This is a genomic window from Desulfonatronovibrio magnus (genome assembly GCF_000934755.1).
GTDB classification, from domain to species: Bacteria; Desulfobacterota; Desulfovibrionia; order Desulfovibrionales; family Desulfonatronovibrionaceae; genus Desulfonatronovibrio; species Desulfonatronovibrio magnus.
This window is the reverse complement of sequence record NZ_JYNP01000079.1, coordinates 1-17,995: the sequence shown is the minus strand read 5'-3', so window position 1 is coordinate 17,995 and position 17,995 is coordinate 1. Positions and strand designations below refer to the sequence as shown.

Annotated in this window: 20 protein-coding genes; 12 read left to right on the top strand and 8 right to left on the bottom strand. The window is 46.4% G+C overall.

Translation table 11 applies throughout. From position 1 onward, the window contains the following. The coding region (locus LZ23_RS09165) for a transporter substrate-binding domain-containing protein (RefSeq protein ID WP_045213527.1) at nucleotides 1-4,155 on the bottom strand (4,155 nt) is incomplete at its 3' end. Nucleotides 4,156-4,586: 431 nt separating this feature from the next. Between LZ23_RS09165 and LZ23_RS09160 the strand changes: the two genes are divergently transcribed. Together LZ23_RS09160 and LZ23_RS09155 are read left to right on the top strand one after the other, a co-directional pair. Further along, entirely contained in the window at nucleotides 4,587-6,044 is a 1,458-nt protein-coding gene (locus LZ23_RS09160; RefSeq protein ID WP_052507263.1) for an ATP-binding response regulator, read from the top strand. 382 nt (nucleotides 6,045-6,426) lie between these two features. Continuing rightward, nucleotides 6,427-7,350, top strand: coding sequence for a bile acid:sodium symporter family protein (locus LZ23_RS09155; protein ID WP_045213526.1), 924 nt, complete (start codon nucleotides 6,427-6,429; stop codon nucleotides 7,348-7,350). Between the two features lie 90 nt (nucleotides 7,351-7,440). Here LZ23_RS09155 and LZ23_RS24000 read toward each other — a convergent pair whose 3' ends face one another. The 4 genes from LZ23_RS24000 to LZ23_RS23410 form a co-directional block, all read right to left on the bottom strand. Continuing rightward, nucleotides 7,441-8,451 carry a hypothetical protein gene (locus tag LZ23_RS24000; protein ID WP_052507262.1) on the bottom strand — a complete coding sequence of 337 codons (1,011 nt, stop codon included), beginning with the start codon at nucleotides 8,449-8,451 and terminating at the stop codon, nucleotides 7,441-7,443. After that, nucleotides 8,435-9,034, bottom strand: coding sequence for an isoamylase early set domain-containing protein (locus tag LZ23_RS22525; RefSeq protein WP_052507261.1), 600 nt, complete (start codon nucleotides 9,032-9,034; stop codon nucleotides 8,435-8,437). Before LZ23_RS22525 ends, LZ23_RS24000 begins: the two co-directional genes overlap by 17 nt. After that, a complete protein-coding gene (locus tag LZ23_RS09140; protein WP_045213524.1) occupies nucleotides 9,031-9,609 on the bottom strand; it encodes an RNA polymerase sigma factor in 579 nt (192 codons plus the stop codon). The genes LZ23_RS22525 and LZ23_RS09140 overlap by 4 nt, the downstream gene beginning before the upstream one ends. Before the next feature lie 306 nt (nucleotides 9,610-9,915). Continuing rightward, nucleotides 9,916-10,320 carry a glycogen-binding domain-containing protein gene (locus LZ23_RS23410; protein WP_084590974.1) on the bottom strand — a complete coding sequence of 135 codons (405 nt, stop codon included), beginning with the start codon at nucleotides 10,318-10,320 and terminating at the stop codon, nucleotides 9,916-9,918. A gap of 96 nt (nucleotides 10,321-10,416) precedes the next feature. On the opposite strand from LZ23_RS23410, the gene LZ23_RS22520 reads away from it, so the two are divergent. After that, nucleotides 10,417-11,196, top strand: coding sequence for a DUF2202 domain-containing protein (locus LZ23_RS22520; RefSeq protein WP_052507260.1), 780 nt, complete (start codon nucleotides 10,417-10,419; stop codon nucleotides 11,194-11,196). A 424-nt stretch (nucleotides 11,197-11,620) separates the two neighbouring features. On the opposite strand, the gene LZ23_RS09130 is transcribed toward LZ23_RS22520, so the two are convergent. Next, nucleotides 11,621-12,061 carry a pentapeptide repeat-containing protein gene (locus LZ23_RS09130; RefSeq protein ID WP_045213523.1) on the bottom strand — a complete coding sequence of 147 codons (441 nt, stop codon included), beginning with the start codon at nucleotides 12,059-12,061 and terminating at the stop codon, nucleotides 11,621-11,623. A 315-nt stretch (nucleotides 12,062-12,376) separates the two neighbouring features. Here LZ23_RS09130 and crcB point away from each other — a divergent pair, with 315 nt between their 5' ends. After that, the gene (gene crcB, locus LZ23_RS09125; RefSeq protein ID WP_198145947.1) at nucleotides 12,377-12,751 is read left to right on the top strand and encodes a fluoride efflux transporter CrcB; all 375 of its coding nucleotides are present in this window, start codon (nucleotides 12,377-12,379) and stop codon (nucleotides 12,749-12,751) included. 489 nt (nucleotides 12,752-13,240) lie between these two features. Beyond that, complete coding sequence (locus LZ23_RS09120) at nucleotides 13,241-13,447, top strand: hypothetical protein (protein WP_045213520.1); 207 nt, start codon at nucleotides 13,241-13,243, stop codon at nucleotides 13,445-13,447. Nucleotides 13,448-13,457: 10 nt separating this feature from the next. Here LZ23_RS09120 and LZ23_RS23995 read toward each other — a convergent pair whose 3' ends face one another. Next, nucleotides 13,458-13,670 carry a hypothetical protein gene (locus tag LZ23_RS23995; protein ID WP_157493168.1) on the bottom strand — a complete coding sequence of 71 codons (213 nt, stop codon included), beginning with the start codon at nucleotides 13,668-13,670 and terminating at the stop codon, nucleotides 13,458-13,460. Between the two features lie 817 nt (nucleotides 13,671-14,487). Between LZ23_RS23995 and LZ23_RS09115 the strand changes: the two genes are divergently transcribed. The 3 genes from LZ23_RS09115 (at nucleotide 14,488) to LZ23_RS23990 (ending at nucleotide 16,171) form a co-directional block, all read left to right on the top strand. Further along, nucleotides 14,488-14,718: a Fic family protein gene (locus tag LZ23_RS09115; RefSeq protein WP_332308273.1), complete on the top strand. Its 231-nt coding sequence runs from the start codon at nucleotides 14,488-14,490 to the stop codon at nucleotides 14,716-14,718. A gap of 151 nt (nucleotides 14,719-14,869) precedes the next feature. Beyond that, the gene (locus LZ23_RS09110; RefSeq protein WP_045213518.1) at nucleotides 14,870-15,823 is read left to right on the top strand and encodes an MDR/zinc-dependent alcohol dehydrogenase-like family protein; all 954 of its coding nucleotides are present in this window, start codon (nucleotides 14,870-14,872) and stop codon (nucleotides 15,821-15,823) included. 195 nt (nucleotides 15,824-16,018) lie between these two features. Next, complete coding sequence (locus LZ23_RS23990; protein ID WP_157493167.1) at nucleotides 16,019-16,171, top strand: hypothetical protein; 153 nt, start codon at nucleotides 16,019-16,021, stop codon at nucleotides 16,169-16,171. Between the two features lie 210 nt (nucleotides 16,172-16,381). On the opposite strand, the gene LZ23_RS09105 is transcribed toward LZ23_RS23990, so the two are convergent. Continuing rightward, nucleotides 16,382-16,525 (bottom strand): hypothetical protein, encoded by a 144-nt coding sequence (locus tag LZ23_RS09105; RefSeq protein ID WP_157493166.1) that lies wholly within the window; start codon nucleotides 16,523-16,525, stop codon nucleotides 16,382-16,384. A 183-nt stretch (nucleotides 16,526-16,708) separates the two neighbouring features. Here LZ23_RS09105 and LZ23_RS09100 point away from each other — a divergent pair, with 183 nt between their 5' ends. The 4 genes from LZ23_RS09100 to LZ23_RS25505 all read left to right on the top strand — a co-directional run. Then, the gene (locus LZ23_RS09100) at nucleotides 16,709-16,999 is read left to right on the top strand and encodes a hypothetical protein (protein WP_045213515.1); all 291 of its coding nucleotides are present in this window, start codon (nucleotides 16,709-16,711) and stop codon (nucleotides 16,997-16,999) included. Nucleotides 17,000-17,123: 124 nt separating this feature from the next. Continuing rightward, nucleotides 17,124-17,315 carry a hypothetical protein gene (locus tag LZ23_RS09095; RefSeq protein ID WP_232300448.1) on the top strand — a complete coding sequence of 64 codons (192 nt, stop codon included), beginning with the start codon at nucleotides 17,124-17,126 and terminating at the stop codon, nucleotides 17,313-17,315. A 231-nt stretch (nucleotides 17,316-17,546) separates the two neighbouring features. After that, the gene (locus LZ23_RS09090; protein ID WP_045213512.1) at nucleotides 17,547-17,846 is read left to right on the top strand and encodes a nucleotidyltransferase family protein; all 300 of its coding nucleotides are present in this window, start codon (nucleotides 17,547-17,549) and stop codon (nucleotides 17,844-17,846) included. After that, on the top strand, nucleotides 17,839-17,995 hold a 157-nt coding region (locus LZ23_RS25505), incomplete at its 3' end, for a HepT-like ribonuclease domain-containing protein (RefSeq protein WP_157493165.1). The genes LZ23_RS09090 and LZ23_RS25505, both read left to right, overlap by 8 nt.

The following is a 17,995-nucleotide window of genomic DNA, read 5'->3' as shown; positions in this document are numbered from 1 at the left end:
AGAGGCCAGGATTTTCTGCAAAGACTCCTGTACTGTATTCATGCTGGACCTGGCTGTGGCAAACAACTGATTCAGGTCCCGGGCCTGGCCTTTAATGCCTTGTTCCAAAGCCGCTGCAGCCTTGTAAAGCTCCTGCATACCCAGATTGCCAGCTGTACCTTTTAGGGTGTGGGCCAGACGTAAAGCCTCCTGAAGCTGATTTTCCTGCAGCATACGTTCTATCTGCTGGATGGAATCCAGATACTTGTTCTGAAATTTGCCAAGCATTCCGGTATACAGAGCCTGATTACCTGAAGCCTTAGACAGGCCAAGGCTGGTATTCACACCAGGCATCCGAGGCAAAGACTCTGCACTTTCAGGCATTATGGGTTTAGCATCTGCAAGGACATCAGCCATACCCTCCCGGCCGGATCGAGGCCGAATCCATCTGATCAAAGTATTAAGCAGTTCATCAGTATCAATGGGCTTGGTTATATAGTCGTTCATTCCAGCTTCCAGGCATTTGTTCCGGTCTTCGGTCATGGCATGGGCGGTCATGGCGATAATTGGAATTCGGGAATTCTGGGATTCAGGGATTGAAGGATTGAGGGATTCAGGGATTGAGAGATTGAGGGATTTGCTCTCTAAGCTCTGATCTCTGACCTCTGATTTCTGACCTCTGACCTCTGCGGCGCGGATGCGCTGCGTGGCTTCCAGACCATCCATCTCCGGCATCTGAATATCCATGAGAATCAGATCAAACTTCTGACTGGAAAAGGCAGACACTGCCTCCTGACCGGTGGAAACAACCTGTACCTCTAAGCCGGCATTGTGCAGAAGCTCAACAATTATTTCCTGGTTGATCTCGTTGTCTTCTGCCAGGAGGATGCGTGCGCCTATGATACTGGAGCTGCCTTCAATGCTTTTTTTGACACTGTCAGTGGAGCTGAAGTGTTTATGTGCCCTGTCCACCGGCACAGTAAAAGAAAAACTTGTGCCCTGCTCCAGACTGCTCTCAACCCAAATCTCCCCGCCAAGCTCTTCTACTAAGAGCTTAGTTATAGCCAGGCCTAATCCAGTGCCCTTGTATTTGCGGGTACTTGAAGAGTCTACCTGGGAAAATTTTTCAAATAGCATGTCAAAGTTTTCCTGGGAAATGCCTATTCCGGTGTCCTGGACAGTAACAGAGAGCCACATGGGGTCATGGAAATCATAAGGTGCTTTTTCTTTTATTCTTTTTTTCGGGTATACTGCTTTCTGTTCTCTATCCTGGTTTTTACCGCCGGAGTTCACCCGGACCTCCACCCGGCCATGGTCAGTAAATTTGACTGCATTACTGATGAGGTTGTTCAGGATTTGTCTCAGCAGCTTGGGGTCTCCTCTTAGCTGGAAGGGTACATCCGGATCAACATGAGTTGTCAGTTGTAAGCCTTTTTTTTGGGCCAGAACCGAAGCTCCAGAACAGCAACTGTCCAAAAGTTCCTGCAGGTCAAAATCCTGGGCCTGTATTACGATCCTGCCCGCCTCAATCTTAGATATATCCAGAATATCATTGACAATATCCAGCAGTGCCTGGCCGCTGTGCCTTATGGACCGGGCGTAGCGCAGTTGCTTCGGAGAAAGGTCTGTTTCCAATAGCAGGTCAGTCATGCCGATTACGCCAAACATGGGAGTGCGGATTTCGTGGCTCATATTGGCCAGAAAGTCGGTCTTGGACTGGTTGGCCCTTTCAGCCTGCTCCCGGGCAGAGATAAGTTCCATTTGATTTTTCCTTAGTTCGTCCTGGGCCAGCTTACGCTGGCTGACCTCTCTGGAAAGACGCCGGTTCCAGTAGATAAATGCTGCAAAAAGCACACTTCCGACGGTCAGGACCTGCCACAGCAGGGTATAGTCCATAGCGTGGGTATACTGAATGGAGATCCACTGGTTGTATATTGCTTCCCTTTCTGACTGGGGAATTCTTTCCAGCCCTTTTTGCAGAATGTTTCTAAGCATGGGCTGGTCCTTAGAGACCGCCATGCGCATTCTGGAGACATACGGGGTTTCTCCGGCTACCCGGATGGAGGTCAGGCCGGTCTGGCCGATGTAATAACTGGTAACCACCTGGTTGCCTACAAATGCATAAGCCTGGTTCCGGGCCACTAAGCGTAGTCCCTCTTCGATGGTAGGGGCCGGTACCAGATCCAGCTCAGGATGATCCTGCTTCAGCCACTGGTGTGTACCATGATCCTCAAGCACAGCTACTTTTTTGCCGTACAGGGAGGAAATACCCCCCAGGTAAGCTGCCTCAGTATCGGAAAAAATGGACACCGGAATAGATAGAAAAGGCTCGGTAAAAAGGAATCTGTCCTGCAACTCACGGGTTTCGATAGCCGCAGGCAGCAAGGCAATTTGATTTTCTTCAAGCTGCTGTTGGGCTTCGGACCAGGTGGATATGGCCTGAGGCTCAAAGCGGACATTCAGAATACCTTCTAAGCGCTGTATATACTCATGTGAAATCCCTTGCGGATTTCCATGGGAGTCAGCAAACTCAATAGGAGCCCAGGACGGATTAAAGCCAAAACTAAGAGTCTGGTTGTTTTGCAGCCACTCCTGTTCTTCCCGGGAAAATATCTTTAAAACATTTTTATCAGTCGAAATCCAGCGCTCCCAGATGTTTCCCCATTGAGCCTCAGTCATACTATGAGAAGTTTTTTCCAGAATGGAGTAAAGCTTTGGAAATTCTATGTGCACCATATAAAGATGGGCCTGCAGATCTTCAAATCCAGTGAATTCGACATAATTTTTAACTGCCAGGTTGTTAAGGAAGTTGTTTCTAGTGATGTATTGCCCGCTGTAAACTTCCTGTACCGCTCCATCAGCCTCTCCGAGACTTACTGCTCTAAGCATTTGCACCGGGTCCTTGGTCATGACAAATTCAACATCCGAAAGCTGTTGTTCCAGTAGCGGGTGCAGCCCATAGTCTTTGAAAGATGCCACACGCAGGCCGCTCAGGGAATCCAGGTCGCTGATCCTTTCATCATCGGTGCGGGCGAACAGCACCAGGTTGAGCTTAGATTTCCTATCGGAAAAGTTAAATTCCCGGACACGGTCCGGAGTTTTGAACATGGCCATAATGGCCTCAATTTCGTGATTACGGGCTTTTTCAGTGAGATCAGAAACGGTGGAAAATTCAAATTTTGGTTTCAGGCCAACCTTGTCGCTCAGGGTTCTGATGTAGTCTGCAAATACTCCTGTGACCCGTCCTTCAGGTTCCTGGAAGATAAATGGGGGAAGGTCCACAGCCCCTATAGTAAAGACCGGATTGTCTTTAATCCATTGCCGTTCCCTCGGGGTTAGCTGCACGAGCTCCTGTTGCTCCTGGGCATGAGCCCCGGCAAGCCATTGGCGCAGCATGGAATGCACAGTTTCTTGACTGATGGAGTTAATTGCCTTGTTCAGGATGGGTGTCAGTTCCGGCCAGTCTCTACGGATGGAAAAAGCCACCTCGGTTTTGCTGTCTTCAATCATACCTGCCTGTTCGAATCCGGTCATCAGGTGCCGTTTACGCCAGTAATCCAAATTGTCGCCGGCAACTACCGCATCCACCTCCCGGTTGACCAGGGCTGTGGCCATGGATTCCAAATCAGGCAAGGGTACAGCTGTTACTTGAGGGTGCCGTTTTAAAAGTTCCTTACTTCTTTGAACCCCTTTCTGGTAGCCTACTCTCTTGCCGTGCAGGTCAGTCAGGTTCTGGAAATCCTTTAATCTTTGCAGATAAGTGTATACGTAAAAGTAGCCGTGGGTCAGGGGGCGGGTAAAATTGAAATCCTGGGAGCGGGATTCCATGCTCATGGTGGAAGCCAGGCCGTCAATATCTCTTTTTTTGGCCTGGTCCACTATTTCCGGCCAGGACCCCACTTTGAGCTGGATATTGGTGCCCAGCCTGCGATTGAGTTCAGAAATATATTCAGGCAGCACTCCGGTCAGGTTGCCCTGGCCATCCTCGAAAACGGCCGGAGGAAAATCCAGGGAACTGCCCAGGATGATGTCCGGATGATCCTTCAACCACTGCTGTTCTTCAGGTGTCAATGACACAGAGTTGTTTTCAGCCCAGGCTGGAGCAGGGCATATGCCTCCCAGGCAGAATAAGATAAGCAACCGGAACAGGACATTTTGCAGAAATCTTTGAGCCAAGGCAGTCTCCTATTGTTATTTGAGGCTATGATTTTGTATTTTGCTGGATTAAGGCTTAAGCCCGGGTAAATAAGTTCTACGAGGTGCATGCCTGTGAATGCAGGCTTTCAGACTCATGGACTTTTGAATGGGATTGTGTCAATAGAGTCTCATAACAACAAATAACAGAGGAAGCCATAACATTCTGCCCACGGAGCACTTAGAAAGACACGGAAAGTGTCTGTTTTCTCTGTGCTGCTGGCAGACTATTCTTTTCCCGAAGGAGCTTATTTTTTCGCGCAGGGTCGCGAAAAAATATAGTAACTAAGATGTCCATAAGCTATACAAAAATGTAATAAATGCTGATCGTTGCACAAGAATTTTTGACTGTCCAGCGAAAAAGCAGTGAACATATTTCCAGTCCAGAACCCTGAAATGCAGGAGGAACTATTGTGATTGCAAACAATCAACCCAGGGTGCTCATAGTGGATGATGAGCCTGCGAACATTCAGCTGCTGTTGGAAACTTTGAAACACGATTATATTGTTACAGCAGCCAAAAATGGTGAGAAAGCTCTGAGTATGGCCTGCTCAGAAAAACAGCCGGACATCATTTTGCTGGATATAGTGATGCCTGGTATGGATGGTTATATTGTCTGCAAGGAACTGAAAGATAGAGAAGAGACCAGGGACATACCGGTAATTTTTATTTCAGCTCTGGACGACGAACTCAATGAGCAGAAGGGCCTGAGCTTAGGTGCTGTTGACTATATAACCAAGCCTTTTAACCCGGCCATTGTTAAGGCGAGAGTTAGAAATCATTTAGAACTGCACAGATCCCGCAGAGAGCTCAGCAGGCTGTTTCGCTGTGTGGAAAACAGCGCTGATACCATAGTTGTTACAGATACCGAGGCAAATATAGAGTATGCCAACCCGGCATTTACTCAAAAGACAGGTTATACTCTGGAGGAAGCACGGGGCAAAAAACCCAGCATCTTAAAATCCGGTATGCATGATAATGCGTTTTATGCGGATATGTGGCAGGTCATTACTTCAGGCCGTGTCTGGAGCGGAGAGGTTCTGAATAAAAAGAAAAATGGAGATCTTTACTGGGAAGAGGCTTCCATAGCACCAGTCAAAAATGCCAGAGGTGAGATCATCAACTATGTAGCTGTCAAAAAAGACATATCCCTTCGCAAGGATTTAGAGCGCATGAAAGAGGATGTTGAACGGATCATGCGCCATGATCTCAAAACTCCGCTTTCAGGAATTGTCGGCCTGCCTCAACTGCTTCTGGACGATGACAACCTGACCACGGAACAGGAAGAGATGGTCAGAATGATAATAGATTCCGGTCTGCGCATGCTGCGCATGATTGATATGTCTTTGGATCTCTTCAAGATGGAGACTGGTGACTATGTATGCACACACCGCAATGTTGAAGTCAGGGCAGTACTGCAAACAGTCCTTGATGAAATTGAACCTGCTTTTGAAAGTAAAAATATTGAGGTAGTTATCAACAAAAACCTTCACAAAGAAAGTGATTCATTTTGGGTTAAAGGTGAAGAGCATCTATTTTACGGAATATTATCCAACCTCATAAAAAATGCTTTTGAGGCTTCTCCAAAAGGACAGCAGGTCAAAATTGACTTGGTGGACTTACCTTCTCCGACCATTTCTATTGAAAACAAAGGCGTTGTTCCTTTGTCCATTCGTCAGCATTTTTTTCAGAAATACATGACATACGGTAAAAAGCGTGGCACTGGCCTGGGCACATATTCTGCCAGACTGATGGCGACTACCATGGGCTATGACCTTAAACTAAGTACCTGCGACACCAAAGGCACTACAACTTTGACTTTGTCTGCCCCCTCCAATTTTAATCCTGAGCCAGTGAGAATATTGATATAGTGCTAAATATATCGCGCTTGAAGCAACGTATCTGTTTAGCGCTTTGGATGCGGCATGGCTTTCTGCCCGGAGGCATACAGCCCGGAGGGGACTGACTCTTCCGGGAACCCACTTGCCCAAAAAATGAGTCATTTTGAGCACAAATTGATGCTCAAGTGGGTCCCGGAGTGCCTGTCCCCTGCTTTCCATATAAGAGCTAAACAGGTACGAAGCGACTAAAAATGGCTATTACAGCCAGAATTTTGATCCCCAAAAATACTGGATGTGGGCGTGGTGACAGATATGGGTATTGGAAGGCTATATTTTGAATTTGTGGACATAGTCCGCATTAGTGTTGGTTTATGATAATTAGATCCTTTACTGAAACCATAAAACAAAAGTCATGCCGCTGATAGATAAATTAAGCTGTATTGCTTTCAAATGGTTTGCCGTTTTTGTACTTGGGGCAGCCATTATGGGCTGGTTCAAGCCTGAAATCTTCCAGGTTTTTGCCGGTCATATACCTTTGCTTCTGGCCATTGTTATTTTTGGCATGGGCGCTACCTTGACCTTGCCTGATTTTAAGAAAATTCTGCAGCATCCCGGCAGGGTTTTTACTGCAGCTATGCTGCAGTTTACCATTATGCCTGTTGGTGCTTTCTTTCTGGCAAAATTGTTTTTTCTACCTCCTGAACTGGCAGTGGGACTGGTATTACTTGGCGCGTGCCCTGGTGGGACGGCTTCCAATGTAATAACTTACATGGCTCGTGGCGATGTTGCCTTGTCAGTAACCATGACTGCATTTTCCACCTTTCTTGCCCCTTTACTCACTCCGGTTCTGGTCTGGCTGCTGGCCGGTCAATGGTTAGATATTCCTGTGGCAGGGCTGTTCAAGTCCATCTTGATTATTGTTATTGCGCCCATTATGCTTGGCCTTATGTGCAGGCGCATTTTCCCTGGAACTGTTCAGAAAAGTACCAGCTTGTTACCGCTGATATCCATGCTGGCCATCTGCTTGATTGTGGGGGCCATTGTAGGGCAGCATTCCGGGCAGTTTATAAATATTGGGCTGGCTGGAACAGTGGCTATTCTTTTACATAATCTTCTGGGACTTGGTCTGGCGTGGATGGTTGCCGCAAAAATGGGCTTTCCGTCTGCACAGTTAAAGGCCCTGACTCTGGAGGTTGGAATGCAGAACTCCGGCCTGGCTGCAACTCTGGCACTGATTCATATCCATCCCATGGCCACCTTGCCTGGGGTCATGGCCAGTATATGGCAAAATATCACCGGACCGGTGCTTGCTTCATGGTGGGTATCCAGGGATTAGGCAGCCTGTGGATTTCCGCGGAAAAGAGCTAAACTCGGCCGCCTGATTAAGTTGCTATTTTTGTGGTTTCAAATCCATAATTGTGCATCCTTATCTTCCACCGCCAGATCCACCGCCTGATCCGCCGCCTGATCCACCACCGGCACCCCCTCCAGATCCACCACCACTGCCGCCTCCGTTTCCAGATCCTGCATTTCCTCCAGGGCCACCACTGCCTGGAGAGCCATTACTGCCCCTGGAACCAGGACCATGTCCATCTTGTGATATTTGACCATGTCCTTTTGAGCCAGACTGATGACCTGGTCTTTGGCCTGAACCTTCATGTCCTGCATGTGTTCGGGATCTCCCTGTAATGGAACCGCTCCTTCCATGTCCTGCAACTCTGCCCTCATCGATCCCAAGCATAGACGCAGCCTCTTGTTCTTTTATTTCCCCCCTGACCAGGCCGAGCATGGATTGTTTGACTTCGCTTTCAGGCACCCCTTTTTCCAGAGCAGCTCTGGTTATCCTGGTCATGCCCCATCTTGGTGAAGTAAAGTATCCGTCTTCCAACCCGGCATCAGTCAGTACACTGGCATCATTTCTGGACATCCCGGAATTCACAAGGGCTTCTCTGACTTCCAAAGCATTGATGACCTCAATATAGTCAGGGTGATTTTTGAGTCTGTCACTAATTTCATATTCTGCAACACCCATTGCTGCAAGACTGTTCATGCGATTTAAGAGAGATTTATTATCAATAGTTTGTTGATGAGGAATTTCTTCCAGCATAGCAGCAAAACGTTCAAATCTGCAGCGAATCTGTTCAACAGTTTCCAAGATATTTGTGTGAGGTACATTTTTGCTAAGCCCTTCCTGAATTTTCAAAAGTAATGGGCGTATAGGAATATCCACAACATAAGCCCGGGTAATTAAATCCAAGTATGCGTCAGCCTCTTTGCGATCAAGTTCATGACTGTATGCCATGGCCATGATTCTGTCCTGGTAAGGCTGAGGAAGGTCTAACCTGTCTGCAGCAGCTTGATTAAAGCTAATGAGGGTTGACATGGCAAGCATCAGGACAAAAAAGTAAAAAATAAATGATTTATGTCTGTTGTTCATAGCCTGGGTCTTCTATCACAATCATGGAATTGACACTCCCAAACCCATCATCTTTAAACAGCAATGCATCCGGGTCTGGTATGATTTGATCATTGTTGATGAGAAAGGCGTACTCATGGCTGCCCTGAGGCAAGGGAATGGTGATTGTCCAGGTTCCGTCTTCTGACTGAGTCATTACATGCCCTGCAGGATTCCAGTCATTAAATGATCCCAATATGGATACACTTTCTACATCAGGATTTTCAAAAGAAAAAAAGACATGAAATGTATCCTCGGAATACATTGCTGTGCCTGAGTGCAGCAGGGTATGCTCAAGGTTTGCAGTACCGCTAACTGAGAAAGCCATTGCGGCGACAATCATCATTGCTGCAACCATGCCGGATATTGGCCAGATGGGGGCTATACGTATGGGCTTTGGAGCGAATAGCCAGCCGAGCAATGAAAACTTTCTAACCCTGGTTGAAGGTGCAATCCTGTTCATCACTTCAGAAACAAGGGTGTCCGGAGGTTTCTGGTATTTAAGACTGGCAACAAGGCGGGCCGCTGAAACTTCACTGGCATTCAAGCCTTGATATATGTTCATAAATATTTCTCCTCATCACCAAGCATCTCCTTCAACCTTTTTAATCCCCTGTGGACTTTCATTTTGGCACTGCTCAAGGTGATGCTTAGAACTTCTGCAATTTCCTGATATGTAAACTCTTCACGAAAGCGCATGACCAAAGCTTCTCTGGACTCTCGGGGCAGTTGATCCAATGCCTGATTTATAAAATCTCCACTAAGATTCTTCCTGGCCTGCACGTCACTTCCCGGAGTTGATAAATATACCTGACTGATCATGTCCATGCTGAATGTACTGGCATTTTCCCGGCTGTTTTTTCGACAGTGATCCCGGGCTATGTTTAATCCGATAGTATAAAGCCATGGCAAGAAAGGTTTATCCTTCCTGAATTTGTTCAGGTTTTCAAAGCCCCGAACGAATGTCTCCTGGGTCAGGTCAGCTGCTGTATCTCTGGAGCCAGTCATTCTGAGCATCAGGTTAAATATGGCTCCCTGGTAACGTCGCACCAGGATCTCGTAGTCATTATAATGTCCGTTAAGAATTCTGGCAATGATTGCCCGTTCTTCCTGACCTGTAATATTTGTCCGGCCTTTCATGAAGATATATACGAAGGATATGCCGGTTTAGTCACCATAGTGTCCATGAATAAGCCATCATTGTTCAGTTTCATGCTTTTCAGCTGGGTTGTGGGGGGCATTACGCGTTTCTGACAACTGAAAAAAATGATGTGTTTGTCACAGCTTTTTTGGGGTTAAAAGCGGTTTATCATGGCTTGGCACGGCTTCCTGCCCGGAGGCTTACAGCCCGGAGGGGGACTGTCCCTGGCTTCGGGACTGTCCCCTATCTGGTTGTCAGAAACGCGTAATGCCCCCGGTTGAGGGTAAAGCCTGTTTAATGAAGTATCAGGGAATAATCACTGCAGAATTGTAGCCCCCAAAACCATCATCTTCCATAATCAGAGCCTGTGGGTCTGGGATAAATTTTTCCCCGTTGATGAAAAAAGCGTAAATATGTTTACCGGAATTCAATTGGCATTCAGCTTCCCAGCGTTCATTGTGAGAATCCATACAGCAATCATGACTGCTCCACCCATTGAAGTCTCCAGTCACACAAATACTGTCGGCCTGACCTTCGTAGACAAAGAGTACTGTATAACTCGTTTGCTCAACAGGGTGGTCCACGGTTCTATGTTTAACGGATATACAACCGACTGCCAATACTGCAAAAAAAGCCTGAAGTAAGATGCTTCCACAGGCTGTTAAGTTTGGAGCTGCTAATTTCTTACAATTTTGGTGTGACTTTTTCATAGGAACAAACGTAAACACTTTTAATCACATTTTCATCAGTATTATGACTGATGCAAAAAAAAATTAATTTAAACCTATTTAGCAAGGAGTACAACCATGAAAAATCGTCTTTTCACAATCTTGGTCTTATTTTCAGTCATGCTCTTACTGTCAGGTGCCAGTGCTTACGCATGGCAGGGAGGTCAGGGAAATAATGGGCAGAATATGCGTGGAGGCCAGAACACGGATTCCAACAATCCGGTCACAGAGTTCACAGCAGAAGAAAGCCTGGCTTTTGAGCATATTCTTGAAGAGGAAAAGCTTGCCCGGGATGTCTATTCAGCTCTTAGCGAAGTCTGGAGTATAAGGATATTTGCTAATATTGCCGCCAGTGAAGAGCAGCATATAAGGGCTCTGGTCAATCTGGGTCAGAGATACAATCAGGATATCTCAGTTGTCTATAACGATCCGGGTGTATTCAACAGCGAAGTGTTCCAGAATTATTACGATGATCTGGTTGATATGGGGGTGTCATCTCTTGAAGAAGCCTTGTCTGCAGGGGTTCTGGTGGAAGAGCTGGATATTTTTGATATTCAGGAGTCACTTCTCTTTATAGAAAATGTGGAGTTCAGGACAGTTTTGCAAAATCTGCTCAAGGGTTCCAGAAACCATTTACGCTCATTTTATGCCAGCCTCATTGTAGTGGGTGGTGATTATACTCCGGAATTCTTAACTCAAGAGCAATTTGATGAAATAGTAAGTTCACCTATGGAAAGAGGGCGGGTGGATCAGGATGGTAATCCTGTGGACTCTCAAGGCAGAGGCAATCATAGAGGCAATGAAAACCCCAGGGGCAACCAGGGTGAATGCTTAAATGAAGACTGTCTGTTTAGATAATTGTATCTGTTTGCAGATCTTATGGTTTCACTGGATAAAAGCATGATGAAATTGTAAACTGATTACCTCTATGTCATTGCCGGGCCCATAACCGCATTGTCAGGGCCTGACCCATAACCTTCGTAAGATTTCAGGCCAGAGCAATCAACGACGGGGCCCGGCTAATATTTGCCTGAGAGGCAGAAAAGCAGAGATTCCTCAGTCAGCAGCATTATTATGCAGACATATTGCCCCTGACTACCTAGTTTCCATCCGGAAAGTCTTTCTTTCCGGATGTTGAAGCTATTGGTTTTCTTTCCGGAAACGAGGAGTTTTTTTTAGCAAGGAAATCAAGCAATTATGAGGAGGCGTATCTTAGTACGTGGACGAATAATTGTGCAGCTTGACGCCGCTAAAAGGAAAAAGAACCGTTTCCGGATGAAAACTACCTAACTTTCTCGCATTTACCAATGGACCAGTTTGCACATTTCCTGCCGTCAACCCATGTGGCCCTGCCCAGTTTAGCCCCGGACAAATCAGCTCCTGACAGATTGGAGCTTGACAAATTGGCACCTGACAGATCGGCCCCTCGCAGTCTGGCATTGGAAAGGTCAGCCTGAGACAGATTGGCTCCGGTCATGACAGCATTAGTCAGCTCTGCCCCGGTCAGGCTGGCATTAGTCAGAGTGGCTCCGTGCAGGTTTGCACCGAATAGATTGGCGTCATCTATGTTGCATGATCTGAGATTGCAGAACCTGCAGCTATTGTTCTCCAGCAACCTGTCCAGATCATTCTGGTTACATGCATAGACCTGGCCAATAGACATCAGACAAGCCATTGCCGCTACAGCCACGACTCGTGATATCTTCCAGTTCGGATTTTTCATGACGATCCTCCTGAATTATTTGTTAAATATTAGCACTACAGCGATAATTTGTGTAAATTAATGCCGCGTCCATTAAGGGCGGGCAGTTTTGCCGACCTCAAACCGTAAAAAACGTCAGACTATCAGGGGACAAAAGTGTCTGTTCAGATGACCTGCCCCTTGTTGACGACGTTTATCAACCCGAGTAAATGAAAATTATGGGGCCGGAATAGGTTTTGTGCCCTCGTTTGTGCTGATGACGTTTGCTGTGCTGTCAGCAAGGTGTTTTATATCCTTTCAACTTCGTTTTGGGCGTGACTGTCTGTTTAAATTATCATGGAAAAAATATTATTGCTTGCACTTGCTGGAGCTTGCGGCACGGTCTTGCGTTACTGGCTTTCAGGCTTGGCTCACAAAATTCTGGGACCTGATTTTCCTTGGGGTACAATGACTGTCAATATAACCGGTTGTTTTCTTTTTGGATTGTTCTGGGTGCTGGCTTTCGAACGCGGGCTCGTATCGGGCCAGGCCCGGATAATCATTTTAGTCGGTTTCATGGGAGCTTTTACAACTTTTTCAACCTACATTTTTGAAAGTTCTGCTTTGATCCAGGATGTGCAATGGATCAAACTCGGCTTGAACTTGATGGGGCAGAATATTCTCGGCTTTGGGGCCCTGTATCTCGGCTATATTTGCGCAAGGATATTTTAATTCCCAAAATAATTCAACGTAGTCTTTCATTTATGTCAATCCGGGCGGAACCACTGTTATATACTCGTAAAGGACGATCTGCTGGAAAGCGATCTACGCATGGAGTTCATTAACTAGAGCCTGTTTTTTGCCCCGGCATTACTCCGTCTTCAATCCAGACAGCTTCTGTGGAGATGATGTCAGGTTCTCCTCCATCAGCTTTAATTGATGCATTGTGGAAGAGAGCTTCCACTCATCTTCCAGCAGTTCCGTCCTGAATCCGGGTAGTATCCGCATTGCGAGTTTTCAGAAGTTACCTGACCGATGACTCCGGGGTGAATGTAGCTGGAAAAGACTCTACCGGTCATCCTCATGACAAGACCTGCACTCTGATGTCTTTGTCATCCCCTGCTGCGGCCCGCCAGCCTTCCAGTGCGGGCAGTCGAAAAACCGCCTGTCCTGCTTGAGACAATCGTTCCTGACCATTATGCATGCGTCAAGACAGTCATAATGTCCCGGAGGGCACAGATCTTCGCACTGGTCCCGTCTAACATCGCAGGCCGACAAGATGCTGCTGAAAGTCTCGTTGCAGCAGTTGGTGCAGACGATCAGGTCTGGGCAGCCGTGGATGCAATCAATGTAAGTGCCGGTTACGGCATGAAGGTTGGGGGTTGCCATGAACAGCAAGGCCAGTGCCAGAAAGGTGGTCAGGATTAGTTTTTCATTTTCAGTCTCCTTGTGGCGAGGTCAGTGTAAAAGTGTTGATCAATCCAATAATTCGAATGGCCAAAGCCCCAAAGCACCCGGCATAATCAACATTGTCATGCAGAGCATGATCGCCATGGCGGCAACCGCGTAAAGCATTTTCATAGTTTTTTCTCCTGTTGAGATTGGATCGAAGTGGCCTTGCATATCTTAAAAGAAGCACGATCCATGCCATGAATAAAACTGCACGAATCCAACATATTAAATGAAAGCGCCAACCATCTTCGGCTCTAAAGTTTGCGCCCATTCTGTTGGCACTGCCAGGATTCTTGGTGATTCGTGAGGCACATGAAAGCTGTTGGAAGCGCGTTCGGGGCGCAAAGGCGAGGAGGTTTGCGCCACTATGGTTGGCAGCAGTCAGTTGCCAGTTGGGTTATGGCGTAGTTCAGAGTATTCAGTTGTGAAACAGTGGAGAACTTTTTATCTTTAGATGGATATTATTTAGAATTGAATGTAATAGCAAGGTGTTTCTTTCGATTAAGGCTGAAGTGAACCTGTTCGGGTTTGCTTTTATCGTGATTGAGTTGTAATTATTATTGAATAAGTCTTCTAAGTAACTGGAATCGTATTGCCAATAAAATCAAATGCTTACAAAATTCAGTATATTTGCTCTTGTTCCCAGGCTCCAGCCTGGGAACACCTATTTTTTTGTGGCTCCAGCCACATTTTGAAGAAGCGGCTGGAGCCGCAAGAGTAAGACGTCCCCAGGCTGGAGCCTGGGAACGAGGGGTGTAAGTTACTCGCAGGTTCGGTCCCGGGTCGCCGGGTGAGGAGCTTCTAAGTAACTTCCGGCCCGGCCCGGATCGGATTGACATCCACATAAACCAGAAGATTAACCCAGCTTAGCACATCCTGAACAATCATACACTTAGACCGATCCCCCAGAAGAATCCAATGCGGCCATAGATTTTACTGAAATACTTGCCTTTCTCGACGACGAAGTAAATTTAATTGCTGATATTTATGGGCAGGCTATACATGTTTTCCTCACCATGGCAAGAATTCAGTTCTTTTATGATGTCAACAAGCGCATGGGAAGGTTTATGATGAATGGACTTTTGTTAAGCAAAGGGTATCCAGTTATCAATCTTCCTGCAAAACGTCAGTTGGAGTTTAATAGTCTCATGCTGGAATTTTCTCAGACAGGCCAACAGAAACCCATAAACAGCTTTTTACGATCATGCCTCGATGAGAGAATAATCAAAATAATGAAAGAAGAGTAAGGGGCAATTTATTCAACCTGCCCTGACTCACTCTATGCTCTAAAGTGGACATTACCCTGCTTTGGAAAATCATAGCAATTTATTCAACCTGACTCACTCCTTAGACTAAGAATGGATTGCAAAACAATGCAGGCTATGGTAATTTAAAGTTATGAAAGCTGTAATATTTGATAATAAACTTAGTTTGGTGAAAAACCATTCAATTCCGGCACTAAAACCTGGCTGGGCTCTTATCAGAGTACAAAGGGCTGGAATATGCAAGACTGACTTGGAAATCATCAAGGGATACATGGGATTTAAGGGTGTCCTGGGTCATGAATTCCTGGGTGTTGCGGAAAGCTGTGATGATATAAGTATTGCAGGCAAACGGGTTGTAGGGGAGATTAACGCAGCCTGCGGCAATTGTGACTGGTGCGATAGAGGGTTGGGGCGTCATTGCCCCCAGCGTACTACTCTGGGCATTGTCAATCATGATGGCTGTATGGCTGAGTACTGCACTCTGCCTATAGAGAATCTGCATGCTGTTGCACCTGAAATATCAGACAACCAGGCAATCCTGACAGAGCCTCTGGCAGCGGCCTGCGAAATTCTGGAACAGATTAAGTTATATGGAAATGAAAGAATTATCGTCCTTGGCGACGGCCGGCTTGGCATACTGTGCGCATGGGCTTTGGCTACAATCGCCCGGGATGTGACTGTGATGGGACATCATCCTGAGAAGTTAGATATTGCCCGCTGGCGGGGAATCAAAACTTCATTGAGAGGTGAAGGCATTGCCCCTGGAGCTGACATTGTGGTGGAGGCTACAGGTTCTGGCAACGGCATAGCTCAGGCTATGGAGCTTTGCAGGCCGAGAGGGATTATAGTGCTTAAATCTACAGTTGCCCTGCAGGGAGAAATTAATCTTGCCCCTCTGGTTATTAATGAGCTTACAGTTGTAGGTTCGCGCTGTGGCCGCTTCAGTGATGCCCTGGCCATGATGCAAAGTTTTCCAGATATGCCCCTTGAACGTCTTATTACTCAATGCTATCCTCTTCATCAGGCTAATGAAGCCTTTGCTGTAGCAAGTCAGGGGCAGGCTTTGAAGGTTGTACTTGAGATTTGAGGCTTTTCACCCTGCCCTCTGTGCCAATGAAAGTGAGACACCGACCACTTGAATAATTAAGCAAGGGCGGGCCACCAGCCTTAGCGGAGTGGATTGCCTCAGCGACAACCCCATCCCGCCCAAAGGCCAAAGGGCCAAATTACCGAATTACCCAAATAATCCAAGGGCCTGGGCTGCAAGATCCCTGAGTATGAAGTGTATCTCGCTGGCAAGTACGGACACGGTGTCAGGGACTTAACCCAAGAGCAGCTTGATGAACAGCACTACAATCTGCAGAGGTGCAAAGATGATAAGCAGTTGTTCCAGAAGTTCACTACCTACCTTGATGGCCTGAAGAAGGCTGCGTAAAGACTTAAGCAACCTGGAGGTTCGGCCGTTCCGGGCCTCCAGGAACCTTGATAGTATAAAATATAAAATTTTGTTGACTGAATTATGAATTTTTGAAAACCTGAATAGGAAAGATAGATTTACGTCACAAAACCAATCCCATGTAAGTTGTCAGCCCAACCATCCAGCCGCAATACAGGAAGGAAAGTGAACCCCGTCAAGCTAATCTGGTTACCCCTTTATCTGCTCGCAACTCTCATTCATCATTTTACTTTTGGCGATCCTGCCCTGGAGTCGCTTATCACTGTCCTGCCTGCTTTTATAGTCGGCCTTATCCCGGCTGTTCTGGTTTTTATCCTGTTCATGAGGAGCCAAACAATCCTCTGGCCATGTTTCCCCTAAATCAAAGATGGACATCGACTTTGGTGACGCTCCGTTTTAAGCAACTTCCCCAGCAACCAACATGTCGCCTATAGAGTTCTGCTTACAACACTACCAACCAAAAAAACATAATTTTTGTGAATAGGAAAATATATTGCTTATCAGCAGGATGTGATAATGAGCGCAAGAGAATACTTTGGTGGCGGTATTATGGCTTTGGCTGGAATAGCTGCAACTGTTTTGGGGCTGATCATCCATGTATGGACGATAGTAATCGCTTTCTTTGTATCTGGATTGTTGGCAGCAGTTATTACACTGATATTCCCTTTCTTATCTCAAGTATACTGGTTTTTCAGAGTAGGTAGCAACTTGGGTTTTGACACTAATTATTGTGTGGCAATAATGGCATATGTCGGTCTTTTTGGTATCGGTTTTTTAGGTGCAATGATCGCAAGCAGTAGAAATTAATCCACCAATCAACAAGATTTATGACCGATATAATATGCACACCCCCTTTGACCCGCTCCAATTCCTTTACTCACTTTATCTGGACCTTTCTCTGACCCCCGAGGGCCAGATCAAAGTCAGTAACATGTGGTCACTGCAATTACACCAGCAGAAGAAGGCCAAAGCAGTACTCAGGACCTACGACCAGCTTCTCCGTCTCCAGTTAGACGCTCCCAACAAGAAAATGAGGCCGTCAGTCCGCAAGCTCCTGGCCCAGGGGAAGATAGAGATCAGGGATGGGCAATATTTAAGGGGTGGTGTTGGAGATTGGCTTTGAGGATATCCAGGGAGTCATAGTTAGATCTCAGCAAGCGCTGTCCTTTTAACCAACACTTGAGCCAGTAATCTTTTCGTTGAATTTCCCCCCAAATACAGATATGCAGACTTGATGCTTGTCAGCCTGTCCCCACAGACAAGAAAGCAAAGATTTTTTAACGACAAACATGTTGGTTTGAAATTTCCGCTAAGCGCCTAAAGGGCATTTTCCTTTGCTCCAGGGAGGTTTATAATGGAAAGAGAACGCCTGCTGACTGTACTCAGGGAACAAAAACCTTACTTAAGGACCAGGTTTAATATTAATAAAATCGGACTGTTCGGCTCCCATGCCAAAGGTCTTGCTGATGATTCAAGCGATATTGATGTTGTTGTTGAGCTGAGTTCTCCACTTGGATTCAAGTTTATGGAGCTTTGCGAGTACCTTGAAGATGTTTTGGGGGGGAAAGTAGATGTACTTACATCTGACGGCGTGAAGCAGATTCGACTGCCTGAAATTGCCGACTCCATTGAAAAGGAAACTACCTATGTCTAAGCGGTCGGAAAAAGCATATCTTCTGGATATTCAGGAGGCCATCAAAAGGACATTGAGCTATATTTCCGGCTTAGATTACTCTTTATTTGCCAGGGACTATAAAACCCAGGATGCTGTTATACGCAATCTGGAAATCATTGGTGAGGCAA

Bases quoted from the DNA above. Each gene is read 5' to 3' on its own strand.
- LZ23_RS09155 (WP_045213526.1), top strand. From the start codon at position 6,427: ATGCCGCTGATAGATAAATTAAGCTGTATTGCTTTCAAATGGTTTGCC.
- LZ23_RS24000 (WP_052507262.1), bottom strand. From the start codon at position 8,451: ATGAACAACAGACATAAATCATTTATTTTTTACTTTTTTGTCCTGATG.
- LZ23_RS22525 (WP_052507261.1), bottom strand. From the start codon at position 9,034: ATGAACATATATCAAGGCTTGAATGCCAGTGAAGTTTCAGCGGCCCGC.
- LZ23_RS09140 (WP_045213524.1), bottom strand. From the start codon at position 9,609: ATGAAAGGCCGGACAAATATTACAGGTCAGGAAGAACGGGCAATCATT.
- LZ23_RS23410 (WP_084590974.1), bottom strand. From the start codon at position 10,320: ATGAAAAAGTCACACCAAAATTGTAAGAAATTAGCAGCTCCAAACTTA.
- LZ23_RS22520 (WP_052507260.1), top strand. From the start codon at position 10,417: ATGAAAAATCGTCTTTTCACAATCTTGGTCTTATTTTCAGTCATGCTC.
- LZ23_RS09130 (WP_045213523.1), bottom strand. From the start codon at position 12,061: ATGAAAAATCCGAACTGGAAGATATCACGAGTCGTGGCTGTAGCGGCA.
- crcB (WP_198145947.1), top strand. From the start codon at position 12,377: ATGGAAAAAATATTATTGCTTGCACTTGCTGGAGCTTGCGGCACGGTC.
- LZ23_RS09120 (WP_045213520.1), top strand. From the start codon at position 13,241: ATGTCCCGGAGGGCACAGATCTTCGCACTGGTCCCGTCTAACATCGCA.
- LZ23_RS23995 (WP_157493168.1), bottom strand. From the start codon at position 13,670: ATGGCATGGATCGTGCTTCTTTTAAGATATGCAAGGCCACTTCGATCC.
- LZ23_RS09115 (WP_332308273.1), top strand. From the start codon at position 14,488: ATGGCAAGAATTCAGTTCTTTTATGATGTCAACAAGCGCATGGGAAGG.
- LZ23_RS09110 (WP_045213518.1), top strand. From the start codon at position 14,870: ATGAAAGCTGTAATATTTGATAATAAACTTAGTTTGGTGAAAAACCAT.
- LZ23_RS09100 (WP_045213515.1), top strand. From the start codon at position 16,709: ATGAGCGCAAGAGAATACTTTGGTGGCGGTATTATGGCTTTGGCTGGA.
- LZ23_RS09095 (WP_232300448.1), top strand. From the start codon at position 17,124: ATGTGGTCACTGCAATTACACCAGCAGAAGAAGGCCAAAGCAGTACTC.
- LZ23_RS09090 (WP_045213512.1), top strand. From the start codon at position 17,547: ATGGAAAGAGAACGCCTGCTGACTGTACTCAGGGAACAAAAACCTTAC.